This window comes from Bacteroides sp. AM41-16 (genome assembly GCF_003603495.1).
GTDB lineage: Bacteria > Bacteroidota > Bacteroidia > Bacteroidales > Bacteroidaceae > Bacteroides > Bacteroides uniformis.
Genome location: NZ_QTNE01000005.1, coordinates 37779 through 60666, shown reverse-complemented (window position 1 = coordinate 60666; position 22888 = coordinate 37779). Strand labels below are relative to the sequence as shown.

18 protein-coding genes and 1 riboswitch are annotated in these 22888 nt (G+C 46.1%); of the genes, 5 read left to right on the top strand and 13 right to left on the bottom strand.

Annotated elements, in window-relative coordinates; all coding sequences use genetic code 11:
• Window positions 1–39: 39 nt before the first annotated feature.
• The 4 genes from DW896_RS06460 to DW896_RS06440 form a co-directional block, all read right to left on the bottom strand.
• Window positions 40–846: a DUF3805 domain-containing protein gene (locus DW896_RS06460; RefSeq protein ID WP_034528663.1), complete on the bottom strand. Its 807-nt coding sequence runs from the start codon at window positions 844–846 to the stop codon at window positions 40–42.
• Window positions 847–1177: 331 nt separating this feature from the next.
• The gene (locus DW896_RS06455) at window positions 1178–3025 is read right to left on the bottom strand and encodes a SusD/RagB family nutrient-binding outer membrane lipoprotein (protein WP_055288657.1); all 1848 of its coding nucleotides are present in this window, start codon (window positions 3023–3025) and stop codon (window positions 1178–1180) included.
• Between the two features lie 21 nt (window positions 3026–3046).
• The gene (locus DW896_RS06450; protein ID WP_005826721.1) at window positions 3047–6256 is read right to left on the bottom strand and encodes a SusC/RagA family TonB-linked outer membrane protein; all 3210 of its coding nucleotides are present in this window, start codon (window positions 6254–6256) and stop codon (window positions 3047–3049) included.
• Between the two features lie 814 nt (window positions 6257–7070).
• Complete coding sequence (locus tag DW896_RS06440) at window positions 7071–8267, bottom strand: hypothetical protein (RefSeq protein WP_005835974.1); 1197 nt, start codon at window positions 8265–8267, stop codon at window positions 7071–7073.
• Between the two features lie 288 nt (window positions 8268–8555).
• Here DW896_RS06440 and DW896_RS06435 point away from each other — a divergent pair, with 288 nt between their 5' ends.
• From DW896_RS06435 to DW896_RS06425, 3 genes are all read left to right on the top strand, one after another.
• Window positions 8556–9245: a response regulator transcription factor gene (locus tag DW896_RS06435; RefSeq protein WP_005835972.1), complete on the top strand. Its 690-nt coding sequence runs from the start codon at window positions 8556–8558 to the stop codon at window positions 9243–9245.
• The gene (locus tag DW896_RS06430; protein ID WP_005835971.1) at window positions 9220–11013 is read left to right on the top strand and encodes an ATP-binding protein; all 1794 of its coding nucleotides are present in this window, start codon (window positions 9220–9222) and stop codon (window positions 11011–11013) included. The genes DW896_RS06435 and DW896_RS06430 overlap by 26 nt, the downstream gene beginning before the upstream one ends.
• A 327-nt stretch (window positions 11014–11340) precedes the next feature.
• Window positions 11341–11542: riboswitch (cobalamin riboswitch) on the top strand.
• A gap of 272 nt (window positions 11543–11814) precedes the next feature.
• Window positions 11815–13188 (top strand): tryptophanase, encoded by a 1374-nt coding sequence (locus tag DW896_RS06425; RefSeq protein ID WP_005826739.1) that lies wholly within the window; start codon window positions 11815–11817, stop codon window positions 13186–13188.
• Between the two features lie 5 nt (window positions 13189–13193).
• Here the strand turns inward: DW896_RS06425 and DW896_RS06420 are convergent, their stop codons facing one another.
• The 4 genes from DW896_RS06420 to mutY form a co-directional block, all read right to left on the bottom strand.
• Complete coding sequence (locus DW896_RS06420) at window positions 13194–13823, bottom strand: 4'-phosphopantetheinyl transferase superfamily protein (RefSeq protein WP_005826741.1); 630 nt, start codon at window positions 13821–13823, stop codon at window positions 13194–13196.
• A 29-nt stretch (window positions 13824–13852) separates the two neighbouring features.
• Entirely contained in the window at window positions 13853–15202 is a 1350-nt protein-coding gene (gene gldE, locus DW896_RS06415; protein ID WP_005826743.1) for a gliding motility-associated protein GldE, read from the bottom strand.
• A 23-nt stretch (window positions 15203–15225) separates the two neighbouring features.
• Complete coding sequence (locus DW896_RS06410) at window positions 15226–15681, bottom strand: single-stranded DNA-binding protein (RefSeq protein WP_005826745.1); 456 nt, start codon at window positions 15679–15681, stop codon at window positions 15226–15228.
• A 72-nt stretch (window positions 15682–15753) separates the two neighbouring features.
• Window positions 15754–16794, bottom strand: coding sequence for an A/G-specific adenine glycosylase (gene mutY, locus DW896_RS06405; RefSeq protein ID WP_119993058.1), 1041 nt, complete (start codon window positions 16792–16794; stop codon window positions 15754–15756).
• Between the two features lie 157 nt (window positions 16795–16951).
• Between mutY and DW896_RS06400 the strand changes: the two genes are divergently transcribed.
• Complete coding sequence (locus tag DW896_RS06400; protein WP_005826750.1) at window positions 16952–17227, top strand: HU family DNA-binding protein; 276 nt, start codon at window positions 16952–16954, stop codon at window positions 17225–17227.
• Window positions 17228–17462: 235 nt separating this feature from the next.
• Entirely contained in the window at window positions 17463–19037 is a 1575-nt protein-coding gene (locus DW896_RS06395) for an Rne/Rng family ribonuclease (protein ID WP_005826752.1), read from the top strand.
• Window positions 19038–19117: 80 nt separating this feature from the next.
• Here DW896_RS06395 and DW896_RS06390 read toward each other — a convergent pair whose 3' ends face one another.
• The 5 genes from DW896_RS06390 to DW896_RS06370 are packed head-to-tail and all read right to left on the bottom strand — an operon-like array spanning window position 19118 to window position 22856.
• On the bottom strand, window positions 19118–20290 hold the full coding sequence (locus tag DW896_RS06390) for an iron-containing alcohol dehydrogenase (protein WP_005826754.1): 1173 nt from the start codon (window positions 20288–20290) through the stop codon (window positions 19118–19120).
• Window positions 20291–20298: 8 nt separating this feature from the next.
• Window positions 20299–21231 (bottom strand): phosphatase PAP2 family protein, encoded by a 933-nt coding sequence (locus tag DW896_RS06385; protein WP_008663722.1) that lies wholly within the window; start codon window positions 21229–21231, stop codon window positions 20299–20301.
• On the bottom strand, window positions 21228–21881 hold the full coding sequence (locus DW896_RS06380) for a CDP-alcohol phosphatidyltransferase family protein (RefSeq protein ID WP_005826758.1): 654 nt from the start codon (window positions 21879–21881) through the stop codon (window positions 21228–21230). The genes DW896_RS06385 and DW896_RS06380 overlap by 4 nt, the downstream gene beginning before the upstream one ends.
• On the bottom strand, window positions 21871–22398 hold the full coding sequence (locus DW896_RS06375; protein ID WP_005826761.1) for a GtrA family protein: 528 nt from the start codon (window positions 22396–22398) through the stop codon (window positions 21871–21873). Before DW896_RS06375 ends, DW896_RS06380 begins: the two co-directional genes overlap by 11 nt.
• Complete coding sequence (locus DW896_RS06370; RefSeq protein WP_034523126.1) at window positions 22383–22856, bottom strand: phosphatidylglycerophosphatase A; 474 nt, start codon at window positions 22854–22856, stop codon at window positions 22383–22385. Before DW896_RS06370 ends, DW896_RS06375 begins: the two co-directional genes overlap by 16 nt.
• Window positions 22857–22888: the final 32 nt, after the last annotated feature.

The window sequence follows — 22888 nt, the reverse complement described above, 5'->3', positions numbered from 1 at the left end:
ATTGAAAGTTGAAAATCACAGTACCGAGATGACCGGACCTTAGAACAAGGAGCTGTATATCTCCAGCAGATTCACTTTACCTCCTGCCTTTACTTTGCTCCAAACCAGCTTCATGGGGTCTATCCATTCACCGGTAGACGTGTTCAGCAATATGGGCGCTTCCCGGTTTCCGTCCACCAAGGTACGCCATTCCATACCGTCCACTTCATTGGCGAAAATAACACAAAGCACAATGCCAAAAGCCAGCCACGCATCTTTCTTTTTAGGGCTGATGTTGCTTTCTTCCATCATCTGCTGCATCTTGGCAATGTCTTCCTCGGCTCCCTGGAAATCCTTCTTCAACAATTCCTTTATAGTAGTATCCACCCACTCGTATGCTTCATTAATCTGGTAGATTTCCGAAAGGCGCACCGGAATTATCTCCGCTGGATACTTCACTCCATCCTTCCGCGTTTCCAGCGAAGCGATAATCTTCTCCGCTTCTGCAACTGGCTCTCCTTTCTTCACCGTAAACGAACATTCAAAGGCAACTTCATCCGCGCCCGTTATCCATAAATGGGAAGTATAGTACGCACCTTCTTCCTCGAACATTTCCTTACTATATGCACATTCCATCCGGCCTATCCTAACCGGAATGGCAGAGGAGTTTTCCCGTAACTCTTGCTTCACGGAGTCCTTGCCATATGTAGCATTCCCTTTGAAAGCCGAAATGCGAAAATTACCGGTCCACTCATTGGGGTTATAAAAAAGGAAAGAGCCTTCCCCGTCCTCGAATTCATTCCAGTCTGCCGGATAAGTCATGGAGAACCATGCCCCCGGAGAGATAAATTTCTTGCTTTGTTCCATATATAGACTAATCTTTGCAAAGACAGTTCCTACCATCTCAGCTATTTCTCGCAAAGATAGTACAAACCGAATGCAAAATAAAATGAACTTGTCCATTTTTTATGCTGAGGTGCAGCCTATCTTCGGTTTTAGGGCAAAAGTAACATATTACCGCCGTTGATATGCAAACAAACGAAACAAAAAAACAGCCGATTCTCACGAACCGGCTGTTCCAATCATCATCTATGAATGAAGACCATTAGAGCCTTCAATATCTTAACTATATCTTAAAATCCACATTTTGGGCGTAAAGATAATGAATTTGTATCACAAAATAAAATGCAATGAAAAATTAGTTTTGGGCACTGTCCCACCATACGGGTAAAGTCCATACGTCCTCGGCAGCATTCCAAAGTGCAATTGAAGTATCAGCTCCCGGAACAGTGGCACCGATAGCTTGCAGATTGGCCGTATTGTAGTTGAGCTCATGACTGCATTGCTGCCAACGACGGAACTGTTTACCCTGCGGAATATTCTTTTGGGCAGTAGCATCAACGCCATAGCGTGCAGGAATACCCCAGCCTAAGAAAAGCTCCGGATTAAAATCGTAGCGACGCATATCGTTCCAAATTTCCATGGAAAAATGCAATGCCAAACGCTTTTGAGTAAGAATCTTGCCCAAAGTAATATTCTCTTCAGTGCCGATACCATTGTTCAAATAGTTGTCAATGTCGGTTTGCGTCATAGGAGAGAATGAAGGACATGCTTCCAAATTGGCATCTTCACGGCACCACACTTTCAATTTATCGTTCATACCGTCGATACTGGCTGCAATACCTTTCTTATAAGCATTAAAAGCCGCTCCTTTATTACCTTGGTTAAAGAGTACTTCAGCACGTATGAAACAAGCTTCGGCATAGGTTCCAATATAGGTGGGAGAAGACACGCGAGTATAGAAAGTTCCCGATTCGCGAGAGGCATCAGTACCATCGCGACGATAAAGTAAATCAGGACGTCCTTGATAAGCTTTACACTGACTGGTACACTCTACATAAATAGTGTCCCCCTTACGGGTAGAAGATTCACTGTCAATCCACCAACCTTTGGCTGCCGAGAAGTTCGAGCGCAACGGTCCGCCGGTAAGGCTGGGACTATCATTGCCAATCATGTCTACACCCATAGAACGACGCCAACCGTTTTTGAACTTCACCTCTGCGGGTGAATTACTTGATTGCTTCGAATATGCCCAAGGTAAAATCTTATCGGCACGCGGATCTTCTATTCCACTTCCGGCAAAATTTGTCAGATTATCGTAAAGCATCTTGGTAGGCATATAGCCGGCATTCATGCCACATACAGAAAAGAGCGGTGAATAATCAACCGGTTCGTCCCATCCCAATACATCATGCGAATTATTGGCATCAATATGATTGAATACGGTATTGTCGGCATTGCTTTGCTGAGCCTTGTCAAGACAAGCCAAGATTTCTGCGGCATCGTATTTCCCTTCAAGATAACTGCCTTCACCCTTTTTAATAAGCTTGTTAATGTAACGTGCTTTAAGTAAATATGCCAATTTAAGCCACTTGTCTACACTACCACCATTCCAAATATCGCCTACAGCCAACGAAGCTGTCGCAGACCCTTGCTCTTTTTGGAACATCTCGATAGCGGTGTCAAGATCGGCCAAACAGCCCAAATAGATTGTTTTTCCGTCATTATAGGTAGGAGTAACACCGGCTTCAGCCTCACTCGACTTGTAAGGCATTTCTCCATAAAGGTCTGTCATAAGCATAAAACCATAGGCACGAATTACGCGAGCTGCACCCACATAATGCCAAGCCTCGGCTGCCGTAGCCTTGTCAATCAAAAATGGAATATTTACAGCAGCTCCACAGAACCACCATTGGTAGGGAGTGGTAACGGCACCGGTCTGAGGACTCCAATAAGACATATTCCAATAAGTGCCGCCGTCATAATAGCGTGTCCAATCGCCCATAGACATACTGGAACGCCAAGCAGCAAACTGAGTGGCACTGTTGGTATAAAATTCAATATGTGCCAATCGTGAATCATAGGTCGCATTTCCGGCTGTGGGATTTTCGGGATCGACATTTACATCGAGCCAGTCACTACACCCCGAGAACAAAGTCATAAGGGCACCCACACTACATAATATCATAGATTTGAATAATTTCATATTGCTTCTGTTTTTTAAGAGTTAGAAAGTAAGATTCAAGCCAAACGACATGGTAGAAGTGGCAGGTACACCGCAGTAGTCAAATCCTACTGATGATGAGCCACCTACACCTGCACCGGCGGCAGCCACTTCAGGGTCACCGTCGTAATTGGTGATGAGCAATAGATTGGTAGCAGCTACCGATACCGAAGCACGCTTTACAAATCCAATCTTGGAAAGCCACGTTTTAGGAAACTCATAGCTCAATGAAACAGAACGCAAACGCAAAGAGTTGACATCGGTAATATAGTTGGCTGACTCCTTGGAGTAATAGTTCTGATAGTAATCCTTAATGATGTTGTAGCCACTCATTTGTACTCCATTAAAAGTATAGGTTTTATCGGCTTCCCAAGTATTGGTCACTGGGTCACCATTGGCATTGACACCCGTTACAGTGAGAGAACGATTGCGTACATCGGCAGAGAACTGGCTCACACCGCTGTTATCCATAGCATATTGAGTACCGTTGACCACATCGCCACCTACACGGAATTCCCATAGCATATTGAAAGTAAAATTCTTCCAAGTAAGGGTATTGTTCAATCCACCGGTAAACGATGACTCACGATTACCTACTGCTACAAGGGTTTTGTCATAAGTAGGCATACCGTTTTTGTCGAGTATCACCTCACCGGCGTCATTACGTTTCCATTTGGTACCGGCAATACCCATAAAATCTCCACCGCTGAACGAGGCTGCCTGCATACCGGCATATTGCACATCGGTAACATACATCACGCCCATACCTTCGGGAAGCCCGTCCAAAGTACCACGATTACCTGCCATGTTCAAGCCAATGTCCCATGTCCAGTCCTTAGTCTGTATGGGAGTTCCCGAAATAGAGAGTTCCATACCTTTGTTATACACATTGCCCGCATTGATACTCCAAAAGATGTAACCGGTAGATTGCGGACCGCGAGGAGCAAGAATCTGATTATATGAATCGTTGGTATAGTAAGCATAGTCTATGTGCAGGCGGTTTTTGAAGAAACTCAATTCCACGCCTATTTCGGTAGACTTGGTCATTTCCGGTTTCAGTTTGTCATTACCGCGTGTCCAAGTATTTCCCACACCTACCGTACCGTCAAGATAGGTACCCGTAGGCCATAAGGCAGTTTCCAATTCGTACACACCGGTATCTTTACCTACCTTGGCCCACGATGCACGCAATTTACCAAAGTTGAGCACACTGTCATCCAGCCAACCGAGTCGCTGCAAGGCTTCAGTAAATACGAATGAACCGCTTACCGAAGGATAGAAGTACGAACGGTTTTCAAGAGGAAGAGTAGAAGTCCAGTCATTACGACCGCTCACAGTGAGATAGAGCATATTTTTCCATGATGCACGGAATTCTCCAAAAGCTCCTACCAAACGTTTCTTAGTAGCTGCATGTGTGAATTGCTTATTGTCTTTACTGGCATTGGCGTATGAGAAGAAATCAGGAACGGAAAAGTTCCAAGCCATCATCGAGCTACGGTCTGTCTTGGTTTCGTCCATTGTGGCACCCAACAAAAGATTCAAATCGAAATCACCGAACTTATGGCTCATGTTCGACATAAAGTCATGGCTCATATAGCGGAACTGCTGGGTGTTGTCACTCATCATACCTTTTTGCCACACTTGTTTAAGCACGCCATTGGCAGCCAAACGGTTGGAAGCAGTTTGGGTATAACGGTCAATACCTATTTTATAAGAAACAAACCACCATTTGGCAATATCGGCTTTTATACTGAGCATCCCATTGAAACGGTCGATGTCGTCATACATGTGGTTACGATTGACAATCCAATAGGGGTTGTCGCGTTCGTCCCATGGATCAAGACGATCGCCAAACAAACGATAACGGGTACCATCCTCGTTCTGATAGTGGGTCATTCGGTCGAAAGGAGACCAGTTGTACACACCATAAAGAGCACCATTACCACTCGAATTATAAAGTCCGGCACCCGTCAAAGTACGGTCCGTATGAGCATCGCTATATGCGGCACTGGCGTTAAAGGTAAAAATCCCCACCTTCTGCTCACCATTGAAACGGAAAGCATATTTCTTGTATCCGGTCTCGGGCACAACACCTACCTGATCATAGTAAGACCCTGAAAGATAGAATTTACTATTCTTGGTACCCCCGGCTACGCTGGCACTTTCATCGAAAATGTTTCCGCCTTGAAAGAAATCACCTATGTTATCATAAGTAGCTGCGTTCGACTTCTCTCCCCACGAAGTATAAGCAAAGTCATTAAACACAGTACCAGTATAGTTCTTCTTTGAATCATATTGGTCTTCCATATATCCACGGGCATATTGGCGTTGCGTTTGCGGCAGGCTCTTTACCCATGAAGCAGTAAACTTAGAATTGATATTCACTTCAACCACGCCCTCTTTACCTTTCTTGGTAGTGATAAGAATAACTCCGTTGGCTGCACGTGAACCGTATAAAGCGGCAGCTGCAGGGCCTTTGAGCACCGACATACTTTCTATATCTTCGGGATTTATATCCATCAAACGATTGGAAGTAGTAGAGGCAGAACGCATGGAACCATCGAAAGCCGAATTGCCCACCACTGATGAAGAGTTATCAAAAATAACACCATCCACCACAAAGAGCGGCTGATTGTCTTTGCCTTCAGCACCCGACGTTCCTCCACGCAATATAATCTGAGCGCCCGCACCAGCGGCACCGGATGACTGAGTAACATTCACACCGGCCACTTTCCCCGAAAGGGATGAAATAGGATTGGCAGTTTTCATCTTCATCAATTCATCCGACTTCACATCCTCCATTGAATATCCCAAAGCCTTGCGCTCTTTCTTGATACCCATTGCCGTCACAACCACTTCGTCCAGCGCTTGCGAGTCATCTTGCAAACTCACAGTATAAGTAGTGGCGTTCGTCACCTTCAATGTCACTGTTTTGTAGCCAATGAAAGATACCTCCAATGTGCTACCCACCGGCGCCTCTACAGAAAAATTTCCATCAATATCCGTCACAGCGCCGGTACCAGAACCTTTTACTAACACGCTGGCGCCGATGATGGGTTCGCCTGCCGCATCTAAAACTTTACCTGTGATTTTCTTGGCTTGCTGAGTACTTTGGGAACTTAGCACACTTTCAACAGCTGCATTAGCAGCAAAAGGTGCAGACACCCCAAACAATGCAAGCAACACTAATGATAAGCAATAATTTCTTTTCATAAGCTCTATTATTTGGATTTGTTTGCAAACATATGAATTAATTTAGAAATTCTATCATCAATCGAATTAAAAATTACTAAATAAATATTAAAACATTTGCATTTATATTTTTGCAAAGTTTTAAATATCTATTTAGTAATTATTCAAAGCATTAACTCTTAATCATATTAATGCCGTACTTGTATATAATATATCTCAATGATGCGAAAAAACGAAAAACACATCACATTTATCATTTATATATAGCAATGTTTTGAACTATTTGATTTACGCATTAAAGCATATTCATAAATCTTTTTATATAAAAAGAACTTGATTACGTGGGGATATTGGTATGGATAAGGATTCTAAAAAGCAAATTAGTTAAAATGATTCATAAGTTCATCAAAAAATAGTGTTAGACTATTAACAATAATAAATTCCACATATAATCTACATTAACATTTTATTTTTCAGCATAATACTAATATATACAAGTTTCACTTATAAAAACTGGTCTCTTTCCATGTTGTGGAATTTCCATATCAGTGGTGACATATATAATGGTACAGATTATTTCATGACAGCACGTAGCATGAGTGTGAGAAATGCAAACCGTGAAAATCCAACAATCAAAAGGGCAATTGTTAACGAAACAGACACTGAGGGTAAAGAGACATATACACCTGCTACATATACTTTCAGCGCTGATAAATTTTATAATAGAAATCACTAGTGTTCAGTTTTAATTCATTGAAGCCTCTCAACGGTCTTCATTCATAGATGATGATTGGAACGGCCGGTTCGTGAAAATCGGCTGTTTGCATTCTACGCCTCATTTCCCTATCGGCTGTATTCTCCTTCTCACCTCTTTGGATATTTCCAGAAACATATAGTTCAGTTTGCCGGAATGAATACCTTCCTTATTCTGGGCATACTTCTTATTGGCATACTCCTTGGACTTGTCAAAGGTGATGCGCGACATCTGGTTCTGCGACTTTCCCACCATCGTCGAATCCAACTGTTCGTCCGGAAAGAAATCATCCAAATCCACATCACCAATCATGGTCGTTTCAAGGAAATTCATGTCTTTATGACTGGAATCCGTGTAGTATCCTACAAACATATGCCCCGGGGTGCGCACCAATATAGGTTCTATGTTGATGGCACGGAGCAGAGAAGCAAAAAGCACACTTCCATCCACACAGTTGATTTGCGAGGACTCCAAGGCGTCATCGAACGTGCGCACACGCTGTGAAAAGACCACATTGCTGGAAAGGCTCGTATTGGAGACCGAGCTATAACGGAACTTACGCTTCTGCAGTACATTCCACAAGGCATAAACCTGCCTGTCCACCACTTCGGCACCTCCCTGATAGCCTAAAAAACGGTTGACGATACGCGTATCCAGCGCTTCACGCAACAGCTTGTCAATCATAGGATTCTCCTCATTTACATATGCTGCAAAAAAGATGCCGGTATCATGGAATTTTGTACCATTCGTGACATACCCCAACAGACATTCATTAATGCTGCGAACGGAAAAAGTACGCACCCTCTGCCCCAAATCCTTACCGTTCATCTCTACCATAACGGCCACACTAATGGGTTCCGCCTGGTTGTTATTCTTCAGAGCCTCATAATTCCATATGATATCAGGATAGATAATATACTCCGTACGCGGTTTTGCCAACACAAACTCCGACACTGAACGGGAAAAGAACGGAGTCTCCGCAACTTCTACCCGCACCCGGCTATAAGCATTCCTCGAACGGACACGGACAGCGATGCACGACTTCGGATTACCTACATACATGGAGTCTACCGGCACTATGACCTGAGCATCGGTGGTAGCCACTGAAAGGATACTGGAAGGGAATATATTACCGCCCAGCTCATCCGCGATATCAAAGCCCGAACGGAAAGGAGCCGTATTCAGCCAGACAGAGCCGATTATCACTAAAAGCAGAGTTCCCACAATAACCGGCAAACGCCTTTTAGAGAAACTCCTGATATACATAAGTTCTTTCATACAATTCAATATTTACGAAGCAAAGATAATATTTTATATGTGACAGGGCTTTTAGATAAACGAGAATTTAATGTAACCCAAATGTAACACTTGTTTCATCATTCCGTAACAAATTAGCCTCACTTTTGTACCCAGAAAGTAGAAATGGCCTGCATCTCAGCACAAGTTTTCATGCAAACATGAAAATTCTGCATTCGGTTTGCACTATTTTTGCCGATAAAAAGAAATAAAGTTTAACTTTGTGACAAGAGAATTGTTTTATCCTTGTCATACATAAACAACAAAGCAATGAACGATTACCGGATTTTAGTAGTGGACGATGAAGAAGACTTATGTGAAATTCTGAAGTTCAACCTCGAAAACGAAGGCTACGAAGTGGATACGGCAAACTCCGCTGAAGAAGCTCTGAGAATGGACATTGGCAGCTACAGCCTGCTACTGCTGGACGTGATGATGGGAGAAATTTCCGGCTTCAAAATGGCGAGCATGCTGAAGAAGGACAAGAAGACAGCCCAGATACCCATCATCTTCATTACCGCCAAAGATACGGAAAATGACACCGTGACCGGTTTCAACCTGGGAGCGGACGACTACATATCCAAACCCTTCTCGCTGCGCGAAGTGGCGGCACGTGTCAAAGCCGTACTTAGACGCACCCGACAAGGAGAAACGGAACATGCACCGGAACAGATTGTCTACAAGACGCTGGTACTGGACATCATCAAGAAGAAAGTCTGCATTGACGGCGAAGAGGCACCGCTCACCAAAAAAGAATTTGAAATCTTATTGCTGCTTTTGCAGAATAAAGGACGCGTATTCTCGCGCGAGGATATACTAAACCGCATCTGGAGCGACGAAGTATATGTGCTGGACCGCACCATCGACGTGAACATCACACGCCTGCGCAAGAAAATCGGAGTTTATGGCAAATGTATCGTAACACGCTTGGGATATGGTTATTGTTTCGAAGCCGAATAACGACAGACACTTTCTGTCCTTCAGCCGGAAACTTTTCCTTTCGGTCATCTCGCTGTTCCTCGTATTCGCCGCCTGCTTCATCGCCTACCAGTATCAGCGGGAAAAGGAATACAAAGTGGAGCTGCTGGACATGCAGCTGCAAGATTATAACGACAGACTGCACCAGGAGCTTCGCTACCTCCCCGACAGCCTATGGACTTCCATGCTGGACAGCTACATCTCCAAGCATGTGAACAAGGAATTGCGCGTCACTGTGGTAGACCTTCATGGCAACGTATTGTTCGACAGCTCCCAGAACGACAGCCATGAACTGGACAACCACATCAAACGCCCCGAAGTGCAGAAAGCGCTGAAAGACGGCAAGGGCTACGACCTACGGCGCATCTCCGAAACCACCGGCAAGACCTATTTCTATTCTGCCACCGCCTACGAAGGCTGCATCATCCGCTCAGCCCTCCCCTACAACGTCAACCTGATGAACAATCTGGCTGCCGACCCACACTACATCTGGTTCACGGTCATTGTATCACTGCTGCTGATATCCGTCTTCTACAAATTCACCTCCAAACTGGGCAGCGCCATCAACCACCTGCGCGAGTTTGCCAAAAGAGCCGACAAGAACGAACCTATAGACATGGACATACAAGCCGCCTTTCCGCACAATGAGCTTGGAGAGATTTCGCAGCATATCATACAGATATACAAGCGCCTGCGCGAAACCAAAGAGGCGCTTTACATTGAGCGCGAAAAGCTTATCACCCATTTGCAAACCTCCCGCGAAGGACTGGGCGTATTCAACAGAGACAAAAAGGAGATATTGGTAAACAATCTGTTCACCCAATACGGCAATCTGATTTCAGACTCCAACCTGCAGGCTACCGAAGAGATATTCTCCATCTGCGAATTCCAGAAGATAACGGATTTCATCAACAAGGCGCAGAAGCGCCCCTCCTACAACGAAGAACGAAGGATGTCCGTACACATCAACAAGAACGGACGCACCTTCATCGTGGAGTGCATCATCTTCCAAGACCTCAGCTTTGAAATTTCCATCAACGACATCACCCAGGAAGAAGAGCAAGTACGGCTGAAACGTCAGTTGACCCAGAACATCGCCCACGAGCTGAAAACCCCCGTAAGCAGCATACAAGGTTATCTGGAAACCATCGTGAACAACGAAAACATTGCACCCGAAAAGATGCAGGTCTTCCTGGAACGCTGCTACGCGCAAAGCAACCGCCTGAGCCGCCTGCTGCGCGACATATCCGTACTGACCCGCATGGACGAAGCCGCCAACATGATTGATATGGAAAAGGTGGACATCAGCATGCTGGTTTCAAACATCGTCAACGAAGTGTCCCTGGAACTGGAACAGAAGCAAATCACCGTTGTCAATTCCCTAAAACCGAAGATACAGTTGCGGGGCAACTACTCTCTACTCTACTCCATCTTCCGCAATCTCATGGACAACGCCATCGCTTATGCCGGCACCAACATACACATCAACATCAGTTGTTTCCGCGAAGACGAGAATTACTACTATTTCAGTTTTGCCGATACCGGCATCGGCGTTTCTCCCGAACATCTGAACCGTTTGTTCGAACGCTTCTACCGTGTAGACAAAGGACGCTCGCGCAAGTTGGGCGGCACCGGCTTGGGGCTCGCCATAGTGAAGAATGCAGTCCTTATTCACGGAGGCACCATCTCTGCCAAAAACAACCAAGGCGGAGGACTGGAGTTTGTATTCACACTGGCAAAAGAGAGATAACAGCCCGTTTTACCACACCAAACAAAATGCTTTGCATACCTCTGGAGAAGGTTCTTGTGGCAAGTGTGGCTTGTATTGGTATCTTTTCACCTTACCGACATGACGGATTGCTTAAATCGCCTTAAGCCACTATCAATCAGAGAGTAATTTTGCCAACCTATTGCCATGCTTTTGGCAAACTTTTGCCATACCTATGGCAAAGTTTTGCCAACGCGGTGACAAAGTCTTGCCAAGAGGGTGGCAAAACCTTGCCAATTTGTCGGCAAAAAGAAAGAGAGAGGGGAAGAAAATTTATCACTCATAGAATTGTTTTCTCAAAAAGAATCCGTATCTTTGTCATGCATTGGTTCGCTCCCCCTCTTCTGGGAAAGCGATTAAAAGGGAATCAGGTGTAAATCCTGGACAGTCCCGCTGCTGTAAGTTTCGTGCAACGTTGCAGACAATTACTCTATGCCACTGGAATATTCTTCCGGGAAGGCGCCTGCAACAGAAACAAGTCAGAAGACCTGCCATGCATACTTTATCATTGCTTTCGAGGAAAAAGCGTTGAGTCTAATGAGCCGGACAAACCGTCCATCATTTCATTCATCAAACCTAATTCAGAGAAAGTAAAGAAGGTAATAAACTCTGCCAAGTTTATTTGATGATGTCCGGCCGAAGTGATTTCGTCCGGACATTTACATTACAAAAAGTCATATTTAAATTGGTTATTACATAGATTTTGTCTAAATTCGGCACATTAAACCGCAATAATCGGTTTATCCGTTAACCTATTGTCAAATTATTAAAGATACAGAGTCTATGGAATTACCATTTGCCGAAGCATGGAAAATCAAAATGGTGGAACCTATCCGCAAAAGTACCCGCCAGGAACGCGAACAATGGCTGAAAGAGGCCCACTACAACGTATTCCAACTCAAATCGGAACAAGTTTATATCGACCTCATCACCGACTCGGGCACCGGAGCCATGAGCGACCGCCAATGGGCAGGCATGATGCTGGGTGACGAAAGCTATGCCGGAGCCACCTCATTCTTCAAACTGAAGGAAGTCATCACCCGCCTCACCGGATTTGAATACATCATTCCCACCCACCAGGGACGCGCTGCCGAAAATGTACTCTTCTCCTACTTGGTGCACGAGGGCGACATTGTGCCGGGAAACTCCCATTTCGACACCACCAAAGGACATATCGAGGGACGCCGGGCATTGGCTCTGGACTGCACCATAGACGAAGCCAAACAGACACAGCTGGAAATTCCCTTCAAAGGCAATGTAGACCCTAAAAAACTGGAAAAAGCATTACAGGAACATAGCGAACGGATACCGTTCGTCATCGTCACCATAACCAACAACACTGCAGGCGGCCAGCCGGTTTCCATGCAGAACCTGCGCGAAGTCCGCGCCATTGCCGACAAGTACGGCAAGCCCGTTCTCTTTGACTCGGCACGCTTTGCGGAAAATGCCTACTTCATCAAAATGAGAGAAGAAGGTTACCGCAACAAGAGCATAAAGGAAATTACCCGCGAGATGTTTGACCTTGCCGACGGTATGACGATGAGTGCCAAAAAAGACGGTATTGTCAACATGGGCGGATTCATAGCCACCCGCCGGAAAGACTGGTATGAAGGTGCCAAAGGCTTCTGCGTGCAGTTCGAAGGCTACCTTACTTACGGAGGCATGAACGGTCGTGACATGAACGCCCTTGCCATCGGCCTGGATGAAAATACTGAATTTGACAATCTGGAAACCCGCATTCACCAGGTGGGCTATCTAGCCATGAAACTGGATGAGTACGGGATACCCTACCAACGTCCCGCAGGCGGCCATGCCATATTTGTGGATGCCCCCAAAGTGCTGACACATGTGCCCAAAGAAGAATTCCCGGCACAAACACTGACCGCTGAGCTCTATCTGGAAGCAGGCATACGCGGCTGCGAAATCGGGTATCTGCTGGCAGACCGCGACCCGGTGACCCGCGAAAACCGCTTCAACGGCCTGGACTTGCTTCGGCTTGCCATCCCCCGCCGCGTGTATACCAACAACCACATGGATGTGGTGGCAGCCGCTTTGAAAAATGTATATGACAAACGGGAAAGTATTACCCGCGGAGTGCGCATCACCTGGGAAGCTCCGTTGATGAGACACTTCACGGTACAACTGGAAAGGCTGTAAGAGATTTACAGACTCAATGTCAAGACAAAATCCGGAAACAAATAATAATGAATAGTGAACCGGCGTTTCTCCACCGTACGATATTCTTCGGCGGAGAATACGCCGCTTTCATTTACAGCAAAAGGCAGAATGCGCATGTGCCCGCGAAAATCAACCTCGGAAGCATTCAGGCATTTGAACATGGTCTCCTTAGCCGACCAGTGCAGCAACAGTGACCAAGTGTCGGTTCCGCGAAACACGGATGGCTGTTCATCTTCGCGCATGAATTTATGTGCCACCTTCCTTACCCGCTCACCATACTGCTCGATGTCAACACCCACTTCCCGACCCGGCAATCCCAAGACAACAGCCACATAACCTTTCGTATGCGAAATACTGAGAGAGGCGGAGTCATCCGCCAGATAAGGTTTCCCACTGGGATGATAGGCAATCTCTTTCTCTTCTCCCGACAGCGTGTAAAGCAATACACGGACAGCCAGCCACTCCAAACGGCGGTGTGCTGCGGTGAAACGCCGCATACCTTCCCGGTATACTTCCTGATGAGGAAGCATGGCCAGCAATTCCTCCGGAGATTCCTCCGTTTTCCAAATTCCCCATCGGCAGGGAAGAGCGGTATGTTGCAAGAAGAGGGGCACGGAACAATTTAAAAATTAATAATTAAAAATTAAAGGGAAGAAGAGTTGGGTTCTGCCGGGGCATTTACTGTGAACTTCACTTTCAGGATACGGCGGTTGTCCATCTCCAACACCTCAAACTCATAACGGCCGTAGGTCACCTTTTCATGGAGAGCAGGAAATTCCCCCTTCAGTTCCAGCAGAAGTCCGGCAAGCGTATCGGCATCCCCTGCCACCTCATCGAACGTTTCCTCGTCTATCTTCGTTATTTTATAGAAATCAGTCAGCTGGGTCTTGGCTTCAAATACCCAAGTGTGGTCATTCAGTACGGCATATGTACGTTCTTCATCATCGTATTCGTCATGAATTTCGCCCACAATCTCCTCAATAATGTCCTCCATGGTGACAATGCCCGACGTACCACCGAACTCATCGACCACAATGGCTATATGAATCTTGTTTGCCTGGAAATCGCGCAGCAAATCATCAATCATCTTGGTTTCGGGCACAAAATAGGCGGGCCGGATAAGCGACTGCCAGCGGAAATTATCCCCTTTGTTCAGATGGGGAAGCAAGTCCTTGATATAAAGCACCCCCTTGATATTGTCACGGCTATCCGCATAGATGGGAATACGGGAGTAGACATTCTCTACGATGCACTTCACCACATCTTTGAAAGGGGTACGGATATCCAGGTCCACCACATCAAGGCGAGAGGTCATGACCTCCTTGGCCGTTTCCCCGCCAAAGCGGATGATACCTTCCAAAATATTATTCTCCTCCGAAAGCTCAGCCTTGTCGGTCAGCTCCAACGCATGCGAGAGTTCATCGACCGATATGTTATGGTTCTTGCGGACCATATGTTTGTTCAGGAAAGAGGTGGAACGTACCAGCATAGATGCCATCGGATAGAATACGGAACGGCAAAACGTGATGCCGGGAGCGGCAAAACGGCAGAAAGCCAGCGTCTTCTGAGCCGAATATATCTTAGGCATGATTTCACCGAAAAGCAACAGCAAAAATGTAAGGACTACTGTCAGAATGAGGAACTCTGCAATGGGAGAATGAAATTGGAACACATTCATAAAGAAGAAGTTGCAGAGCATGATTATGGTTACATTCACGAAGTTGTTCGTAATCAGAATCGTTGCCAACAAACGTTCGCTGTTGTCCAGCAGATTACTGATTTTCTCATCCGAAGGATGCTTTCTCTCCGCTATTGCATTCAGGTCTGACGGAGAAAGAGAGAAAAAGGCTATTTCGGAAGCTGATGCAAAACCGGAAACAAGCAAAAGCAAACCTGCCAACACAATGGCTACAACGGCCGAAATAGAAGGAGTCTGTACGGATATACCGTTAAAAACATCTGCCAACTGGCATAAATAAGCGTCTGGGTCCAAAGATTTTGGTTTTAGTTAAACAATTAGAACGGCAAGTCGTCCGTCGGGTTATCTTGTGCAGGGGCAGCCTGCGGTTGTACTGGTTGTTGTGGCTGGGGGGCGGCTCCCGCCTGCGGCGCATAAGGACCAGCACCGGGAGTTGCCGTTCTCGGAGTCAGCATCTCCATATTGTCGACAAATATCTCAGTCACATAACGCTTGATGCCTCCCTGGTCATCGTAAGAACGGGTACGTATCTTACCTTCCACGTAAAGCTTATCGCCTTTATGCACATATTTCTCAACGATTTCGCCTAAACGGCCACGGAATATCAGGTTATGCCATTCGGTACGGTCCGGAATCTGCGTACCATTCTGCAAAGTGTATCCTTTCTCCGTAGTGGCCAAAGAAAGCTGGGCAACACAGTTTCCACCTTCATAATAGGTTATTTTAGGGTCTTGTCCCACATTTCCTATCAATATCACTTTATTTACTGACATAAGCTTCTATTTTATTAATTTGCTGCCAAAATTAACGAGAATATTCACACCATGCAAGAATACAAACAACTTTTATACATATTTCTCCAAGAAAGCATGTATCAGCCGGGGTACCGCATAACGGTCCAAATCTTCGACTGCAACCCGTTGGTAACTTGAGAAGGAGCTCGAATTATCGGGCAGAGTAACCTCGTAGAAGTTGGTGTAAATCACTCTGTGGGACAATACGTGCTTCACCCCCCGAAGCAGTATACGGACCATCCGTACCTCTCCCTCTGCAAACAGCGCATGAAACTGCGGACATGCCAGAAATTCCTCTTCGGATAAATCTTTTTCCGTTTCAACCAGAGGCAATTCAAAGAGATTTTTCCAGATATCGTCCTCCGTCCTCTTATGTATCAAGGTATGCGCGCCCATGCGTACATATATATAATTAAAATAGCGGTTGGTGGTCTTGGTTCTGTGCTGCTTCACGGGCAGTTGCTGCACTTTTCCTTCAGACAATGCCCGGCAGCTGCCGGACAAAGGACAAAACAGACAGTTGGGCGACTGCGGCGTACACTGCACGGCTCCGAAGTCCATAATTGCCTGGTTATAATCTGCCGGCCTGGATTTATCGAGCACCTCACCCGCCAAAGCGGTAAAAGTCTTTTTCCCTTCAGTAGAATCAATGGGAACATCAATGCCGAAATAGCGGGAAAGCACCCGATACACATTCCCGTCGACCGCCGCATAAGGCATGTCATAGGCAAAGGAGCAGATGGCCGCTGCCGTATAATCCCCCACTCCCTTCAAAGCACGTACCTCTGCATAGGTTTTCGGAAATGTCCCCTTCATGCTTTTGGCTGCGGCATGCAGGTTGCGGGCACGCGAATAGTACCCCAGGCCCTGCCAATATTTCATCACTTCGTCCTCGGACGCAGCAGCCAGCGACACCACATCCGGGAAGCGTTTTATGAAACGCAGAAAATACTCATACCCCTGCGCCACTCTTGTCTGTTGTAAGATGATTTCAGAAATCCATATCAGATAAGGGTCCGTGGTATTTCGCCACGGAAGGTCGCGTTTGTTCTCCGCATACCAGTCCAACAATGTTCCGCTAAAAATATTCATGCTGCAAAAATACTTCATTTTCAGCCTAACAAAGCTTAATGCCAAGACTTTTTTAGAAAATTGTCCGAAATATATTTTTTAGAGCCACGGAAAAGCTATATATTTGCAGTCCAAAAAATTAGGAAAACTATAGTAATAATATTTTTTTTAAAGAAAAATGACTAAAGCTGATATTGTAAACGAAATTACAAAGAACACCGGAATTGATAAGACAACCGTACTTACAACCGTTGAAGCATTCATGGACGCAGTAAAGGCATCTTTATCCAAAGATGAAAATGTTTACCTCCGCGGGTTTGGTAGTTTTGTAGTGAAGAAAAGAGCTCAGAAAACTGCTCGCAACATCTCCAAGAACACTACAATAATCATTCCGGAACATAACATTCCGGCATTTAAGCCTGCAAAAACGTTCACCCTCTCAGTGAAGAAATAATAAACAATAGTATTAACCCATAAAAATTTTGAAGCTATGCCAAGCGGAAAGAAGAAAAAAAGACATAAAATGTCTACGCACAAGCGTAAAAAAAGACTAAGAAAGAACAGACATAAAAGCAAAAAGTAATTTTTAGTCTGAAGGACAAAATAAAGAACAAACTTGTGAAGCAAAATGTCTCGCGGGTTTGTTCTTTGTTTAAGTAGTAAATTGAATCATTTAAAAGCCAATTATTGTGACAAGCGAACTCGTTGTAGACGTACAGCCCAAAGAGGTATCCATTGCACTGCTTGAAGACAAGCAGCTGGTGGAACTCCAGAGCGAAGGAAGAAACATCTCCTTTTCGGTGGGCAACATGTATTTGGGACGCGTCAAGAAATTGATGCCCGGCCTGAATGCCTGCTTCGTGGACGTGGGTTACGAGAAAGACGCTTTTCTTCATTATCTGGACCTAGGTCCTCAATTTAACTCGTTAGAGAAGTACGTAAAGCAAACTTTAAGCGACAAGAAGAAGCTGAATCCCATTACCAAAGCAACCATACTTCCCGACCTTGAAAAGGACGGAACGGTTTCCAACACACTCAAGGTGGGACAAGAAGTAGTGGTGCAAATTGTCAAGGAACCTATCTCTACCAAAGGGCCGCGACTGACTTCCGAACTTTCCTTTGCCGGAAGATACCTCGTGCTGATTCCCTTCAATGACAAGGTTTCCGTATCACAAAAAATTAAATCGAGCGAAGAGCGCGCACGCCTCAAGCAACTGTTGATGAGTATCAAGCCGAAAAACTTCGGCGTCATCGTCCGCACCGTGGCCGAAGGAAAACGTGTTGCCGAGCTCGACGGAGAGCTTAAAGTATTACTGAAACATTGGGAAGATGCCATTACAAAAGTACAGAAGGCCACCAAATTTCCGACACTGATTTACGAAGAAACCAGCCGTGCCGTAGGACTGTTGCGCGACTTGTTCAATCCTTCCTTCGAAAACATCCACGTGAACAACGAGGCTGTGTACCACGAAATCAAGGATTACGTAACCCTCATCGCCCCTGAACGGGCAGGAATTGTGAAGCTGTACAAAGGTCAACTCCCCATTTACGACAATTTTGGTATCACCAAACAAATCAAGTCGTCATTCGGCAAGACCATTTCATACAAAAGTGGTGCCTACCTGATTATTGAGCATACTGAGGCGCTTCACGTAGTAGACGTGAACAGCGGTAACCGCACCAAGAATGCCAACGGGCAGGAGGCCAACGCACTGGAAGTGAATCTGGGTGCAGCCGACGAACTGGCACGCCAGCTCAGACTAAGGGATATGGGTGGTATCATCGTGGTGGACTTCATCGACATGAATGAAGCCGAAAACCGACAGAAGCTTTACGAACGTATGTGTGCCAACATGCAGAAAGACAGAGCACGTCACAACATCCTGCCGCTCAGTAAATTCGGACTGATGCAGATTACACGCCAGCGTGTACGCCCGGCTATGGATGTAAATACGACGGAAACCTGCCCCACCTGCTTCGGTAAAGGCACCATCAAATCGTCCATCCTCTTTACGGACACCTTAGAGAGTAAGATTGACTACCTGGTCAACAAATTGAAGATAAAGAAATTCTCGTTACACATCCACCCGTACATCGCAGCCTACGTCAATCAGGGACTCGTCTCCTTGAAACGGAAGTGGCAGATGAAGTACGGATTCGGTATCAAGATTATTCCAAACCAGAAATTAGCATTCCTGGAATATGTATTCTACGACCTGCAAGGGGAAGAGATAGACATGAAGGAAGAAATCGAAATCAAATAAAAAAGACGGCGAAGGGTATTTATCTTCGCCGTCTTTTTTAGCTCTTGCTTTGGGGGAGCTCTCCCCAAACATGCCTTTCGTTATAAAGCCAAACGATAGATTTCCCTGCAATCAGTCATGGTCAGCTTCACGTAGTTGCCAAGCAGTTCGCCTTTATTGCGCCGCAGACTGACGAGCATACGGTCTATATCGGGATGCTCGATACCCAACTCCTTAAAGCTAACCGGCAAGCCCATGTAACGGAAAAAGTGTTTCAGTCGGGCAGTACCTGCCAAAGCCATCTCTTCCAAATCTTCGGACTTGGGTATATCAAAAACACGATGGGCAAACTGGGCTATCTTTGCCGGATTATGTTCTGCCATAAAAGCCATCCAGGCAGGGAAGATTACAGCCAAGCCGGCACCGTGGGCTACATTATAGATAGCACTGATTTCATGTTCCAGTGCATGGGATGCCCAGTCTTCCTCACGCCCTACCCCACAAGTTCCGTTATGCGCCACAGTGCCGCACCACATAATGTTGGCACGCGCGGCATAGTTGTCCGGTTGCTGTTTCACCCGGTAAGCTTCTTTAATGATAGCTGTCAAGGTGCCTTCACAAAGCCGGTCGCTGATTTCCACATCCGGTGTATTCGTGAAGTAACGCTCCATGATGTGGGCCATCATGTCGGCAATGCCACAAGCCGTCTGATAAGCCGGGAGGGTGTAGGTCAGTTCAGGATTCATGATGGAAAATACGGGACGCAAATGCTCGGGGGCACAGAGACCCAGTTTTTGGAGTGTCTCTGTCTTGGTAATTACCGTATTGCCCGAACCCTCGCTTCCGGCAGCCGGGATAGTCAGCACCACGGCTACTTTCAACGCTTTCTCCACCTTGGCACGACCGATAAAGAAATCCCAGAAGTCCCCATCATAGAGGGCTCCGGCAGCAATGGCCTTTGCCGTATCTATGACCGAACCACCTCCCACAGGAAGCATCATATCCACCTGCTCACGACGGCAAAGCTGAATACCTTCGTACACCTTACCGTCAATGGGATTGGGCTGGACACCTCCCATTTCGCAATAAGCCACACCGGCTTCCTGCAAGTATTGCTTCACTCTATCCAGCAGACCACTCCGTACAACAGAACCGCCTCCATATACTATCATCACTTTTTGTGCACCATACTTACGCGCCAATGCACCGACTTGCACTTCAGTATTCTTGCCAAAGACAAACTCTGTAGGACTATAAAAAACAAAATTATTCATTGTATACCTTATTTAATGTATCGACTGTATCTTTCAAAGAAGCGTCCGAACGCTCCCCACTTCATCAGTCCTTTCTCAAAAACAAAAATACCCAGCAATGCACAAGAGATGCCCAGCATCACATCAATCAGATAATGGTGTCCCGAATAGACAGCCGTCCACCAGATACCGACCATAATCACCGCAAACAACGCTATCAACCACTTTTTGCTGCGGTCCATAACCGCGTAAGCCAAAGCCACCACCATATAGGCGGCATGGAGCGAGGGCACTGCCGCAAATACATTGGCATTCCTTCCGTAAATGGAGTTGAAGATGGAGCATCCCAGCAATTCGTCAAAGCGCCCTAAGCCTGCCACATTGCCCGGAGTGTCGAGTATCGGCTCGAAACCATAATTCATGGCATACCAGGGCGGAGCAGCGGGATGGATGTAATAGCCGGCAAAACCGATGAGATTAACCAGCAGGAACACCATCGCAAAACGAAGATATACCTTACGGTCACCCTTCAGATAGAGCCACAACCCGAATGCAATGGGAACCGGTACCCAACAGAGATAGAATATCCCGGCAAAGAAATCGGCAACAGGACAATGGTTCAAAGCAAAATACTCACAAGGGATAAGGACAGCACCGTCTACAGACAAGCCAAAAAGGGATTTTTCTGCCTCATAAAGTCCTTTTACATCAATGGGATTCACCTGGTAATTGGGATATACGCGCATCCAGTCATACGAAATGCCGAATATGAAAAACGGCAACAGCGCCACTGCCAACTTACGGGTTGTCTGTCCGGCAAAGAACAATACCAAAAATACACCCGCCATCAGGAAATGTTCCGGACGAAGCCCGATACAGACCGCTGTCAGAATCAGGAAAAACGCTGTGATGACAATCACCAGCACCGCCTCTCTCACAGAGGGAAACAAACTATTTTTCATTCCTTGTCTTTCAGTAGTTTATAGCAATGCGCCAAGCGGGCAAATGCCGTCAAATTCGCCAATATGGCAATCACCGCCATAGGCACAATCAGTATCAGCATCGGGTCGAACAAGGTACAATCACCAAAGATACCGCAGAACATGGCACCGAGGGCAGTCAGCACAACGCGTTCGGGACGCTGCATGAAACCGACTTTACACTCCAGCCCCAAACCTTCGGCACGGGCACGCACGTAACTCACCATCAGCGAACCTATCAGCGCAATGAATGTAATGATGGAGCCCCACAAATAGCCTTGCAGCATCAGGTAATAGAAGATGCCGAACAATGTCACGAGCTCGCTGTAACGGTCGAGTACGGAGTCGTAGAGCGCACCGAAAGTAGAACTCATTTTACCCACGCGTGCCACACGTCCGTCCATCATGTCAAACAACCCGGCAAAGAGCACAATACCGCCTCCCCAGCCTACATAGGCCAGTTCACCACTCTTGTACACCCCGGCATACACAAACAAGGCAGCCGCCACGATATTCAGCACCAGCCCCGTAGTCGTAATAAAGTTAGGCGTAATGCCAATTCTAATCATACCATGCACCACAGGATTGATAATCTTGTATATCACCTGCTGCAACCAATCTCTATAATTCATATTCGTCTTTTTTGTTCTCTAAATAATGTTTCAGAAAGCCTTTTATATTGTGATTACGATAAACGAAAAAACGTTGCAGATGGTAGTTCCAAAAAAAAGCTACCAGCACTGCTACTATTATCTTTGACAGAATAAATACATTGTCTATATAATATCCCAACAGCCCATTGACCCATGTCATGCCCGTAAGCCACTCGGTCAGTGCAAAAGTGCCCCAGGTATTCAGTATAATGCTGCCTCCCCAGACAAAGAGATATTTCACGGCAACATGCGTTTTCTTACAGTCTTCGGCATGGAACACCCATCCGTAATTAATGGCACAGTTTACAATGCCTCCTACCACGGAACCCGTGAATGTGGCATAAAGATAAAAAACAGCAAAAGCCTTTACCAGAAGGATAGTCACCAGAAAATCGACAAAGCTTGCGAATTGCGCAGAAATCTGGGCCTTGAAGAAGATCCAGACAGAATGGCGCCACGACACACCTTTGCCATTTGATTTCAACTGATTATCCATCTTGCCACAATCAAAATTATAAATCCGTAGACTCCGGACAGAATATCGTCCATCATTACCCCGATTCCACCCGGCAGACTTTCCATACGGCGAATGCCCAAGGGCTTGAATATATCAAACAAGCGGAACAAGACAAACGCTCCCAACGCATACCATACGTGTCCGGCAGGCGCTGCAAGCAAAGCAATCCACACACCGACCATTTCATCGACCACCACGCGCGAAGGGTCTTCGCCCCAAGATACCTCCAGGCGGTTGGCAGCCCAGATACCGGCAAGTGTAAATACCAAAATCAATGCTACTGTCAGCCACAAAAGGCAGACACTTGAAACCAGATAAGACAACCCGAACCAGATAAGCGTAGCCAGCAAAGCTCCCGCAGTGCCGGGTGCAAAAGGAGAAAAGCCCGAGCCAAAGCCCGTACCGATAATGACTGGGAGGAGGGAGGGTTTCTTCATCAAAAAAGTAATGAGGTGATAAATGCGATAAA

Bases quoted from the DNA above. Each gene is read 5' to 3' on its own strand.
- DW896_RS06375 (WP_005826761.1), bottom strand. From the start codon at position 22,398: ATGGATAATCAGTTGAAATCAAATGGCAAAGGTGTGTCGTGGCGCCAT.
- DW896_RS06380 (WP_005826758.1), bottom strand. From the start codon at position 21,881: ATGAATTATAGAGATTGGTTGCAGCAGGTGATATACAAGATTATCAAT.
- DW896_RS06450 (WP_005826721.1), bottom strand. From the start codon at position 6,256: ATGAAAAGAAATTATTGCTTATCATTAGTGTTGCTTGCATTGTTTGGG.
- DW896_RS06400 (WP_005826750.1), top strand. From the start codon at position 16,952: ATGACTAAAGCTGATATTGTAAACGAAATTACAAAGAACACCGGAATT.
- DW896_RS06435 (WP_005835972.1), top strand. From the start codon at position 8,556: ATGAACGATTACCGGATTTTAGTAGTGGACGATGAAGAAGACTTATGT.
- DW896_RS06455 (WP_055288657.1), bottom strand. From the start codon at position 3,025: ATGAAATTATTCAAATCTATGATATTATGTAGTGTGGGTGCCCTTATG.
- DW896_RS06440 (WP_005835974.1), bottom strand. From the start codon at position 8,267: ATGAAAGAACTTATGTATATCAGGAGTTTCTCTAAAAGGCGTTTGCCG.
- DW896_RS06430 (WP_005835971.1), top strand. From the start codon at position 9,220: ATGGTTATTGTTTCGAAGCCGAATAACGACAGACACTTTCTGTCCTTC.
- mutY (WP_119993058.1), bottom strand. From the start codon at position 16,794: ATGAATATTTTTAGCGGAACATTGTTGGACTGGTATGCGGAGAACAAA.
- DW896_RS06385 (WP_008663722.1), bottom strand. From the start codon at position 21,231: ATGAAAAATAGTTTGTTTCCCTCTGTGAGAGAGGCGGTGCTGGTGATT.
- DW896_RS06370 (WP_034523126.1), bottom strand. From the start codon at position 22,856: ATGAAGAAACCCTCCCTCCTCCCAGTCATTATCGGTACGGGCTTTGGC.
- DW896_RS06460 (WP_034528663.1), bottom strand. From the start codon at position 846: ATGGAACAAAGCAAGAAATTTATCTCTCCGGGGGCATGGTTCTCCATG.
- DW896_RS06425 (WP_005826739.1), top strand. From the start codon at position 11,815: ATGGAATTACCATTTGCCGAAGCATGGAAAATCAAAATGGTGGAACCT.
- DW896_RS06390 (WP_005826754.1), bottom strand. From the start codon at position 20,290: ATGAATAATTTTGTTTTTTATAGTCCTACAGAGTTTGTCTTTGGCAAG.
- DW896_RS06410 (WP_005826745.1), bottom strand. From the start codon at position 15,681: ATGTCAGTAAATAAAGTGATATTGATAGGAAATGTGGGACAAGACCCT.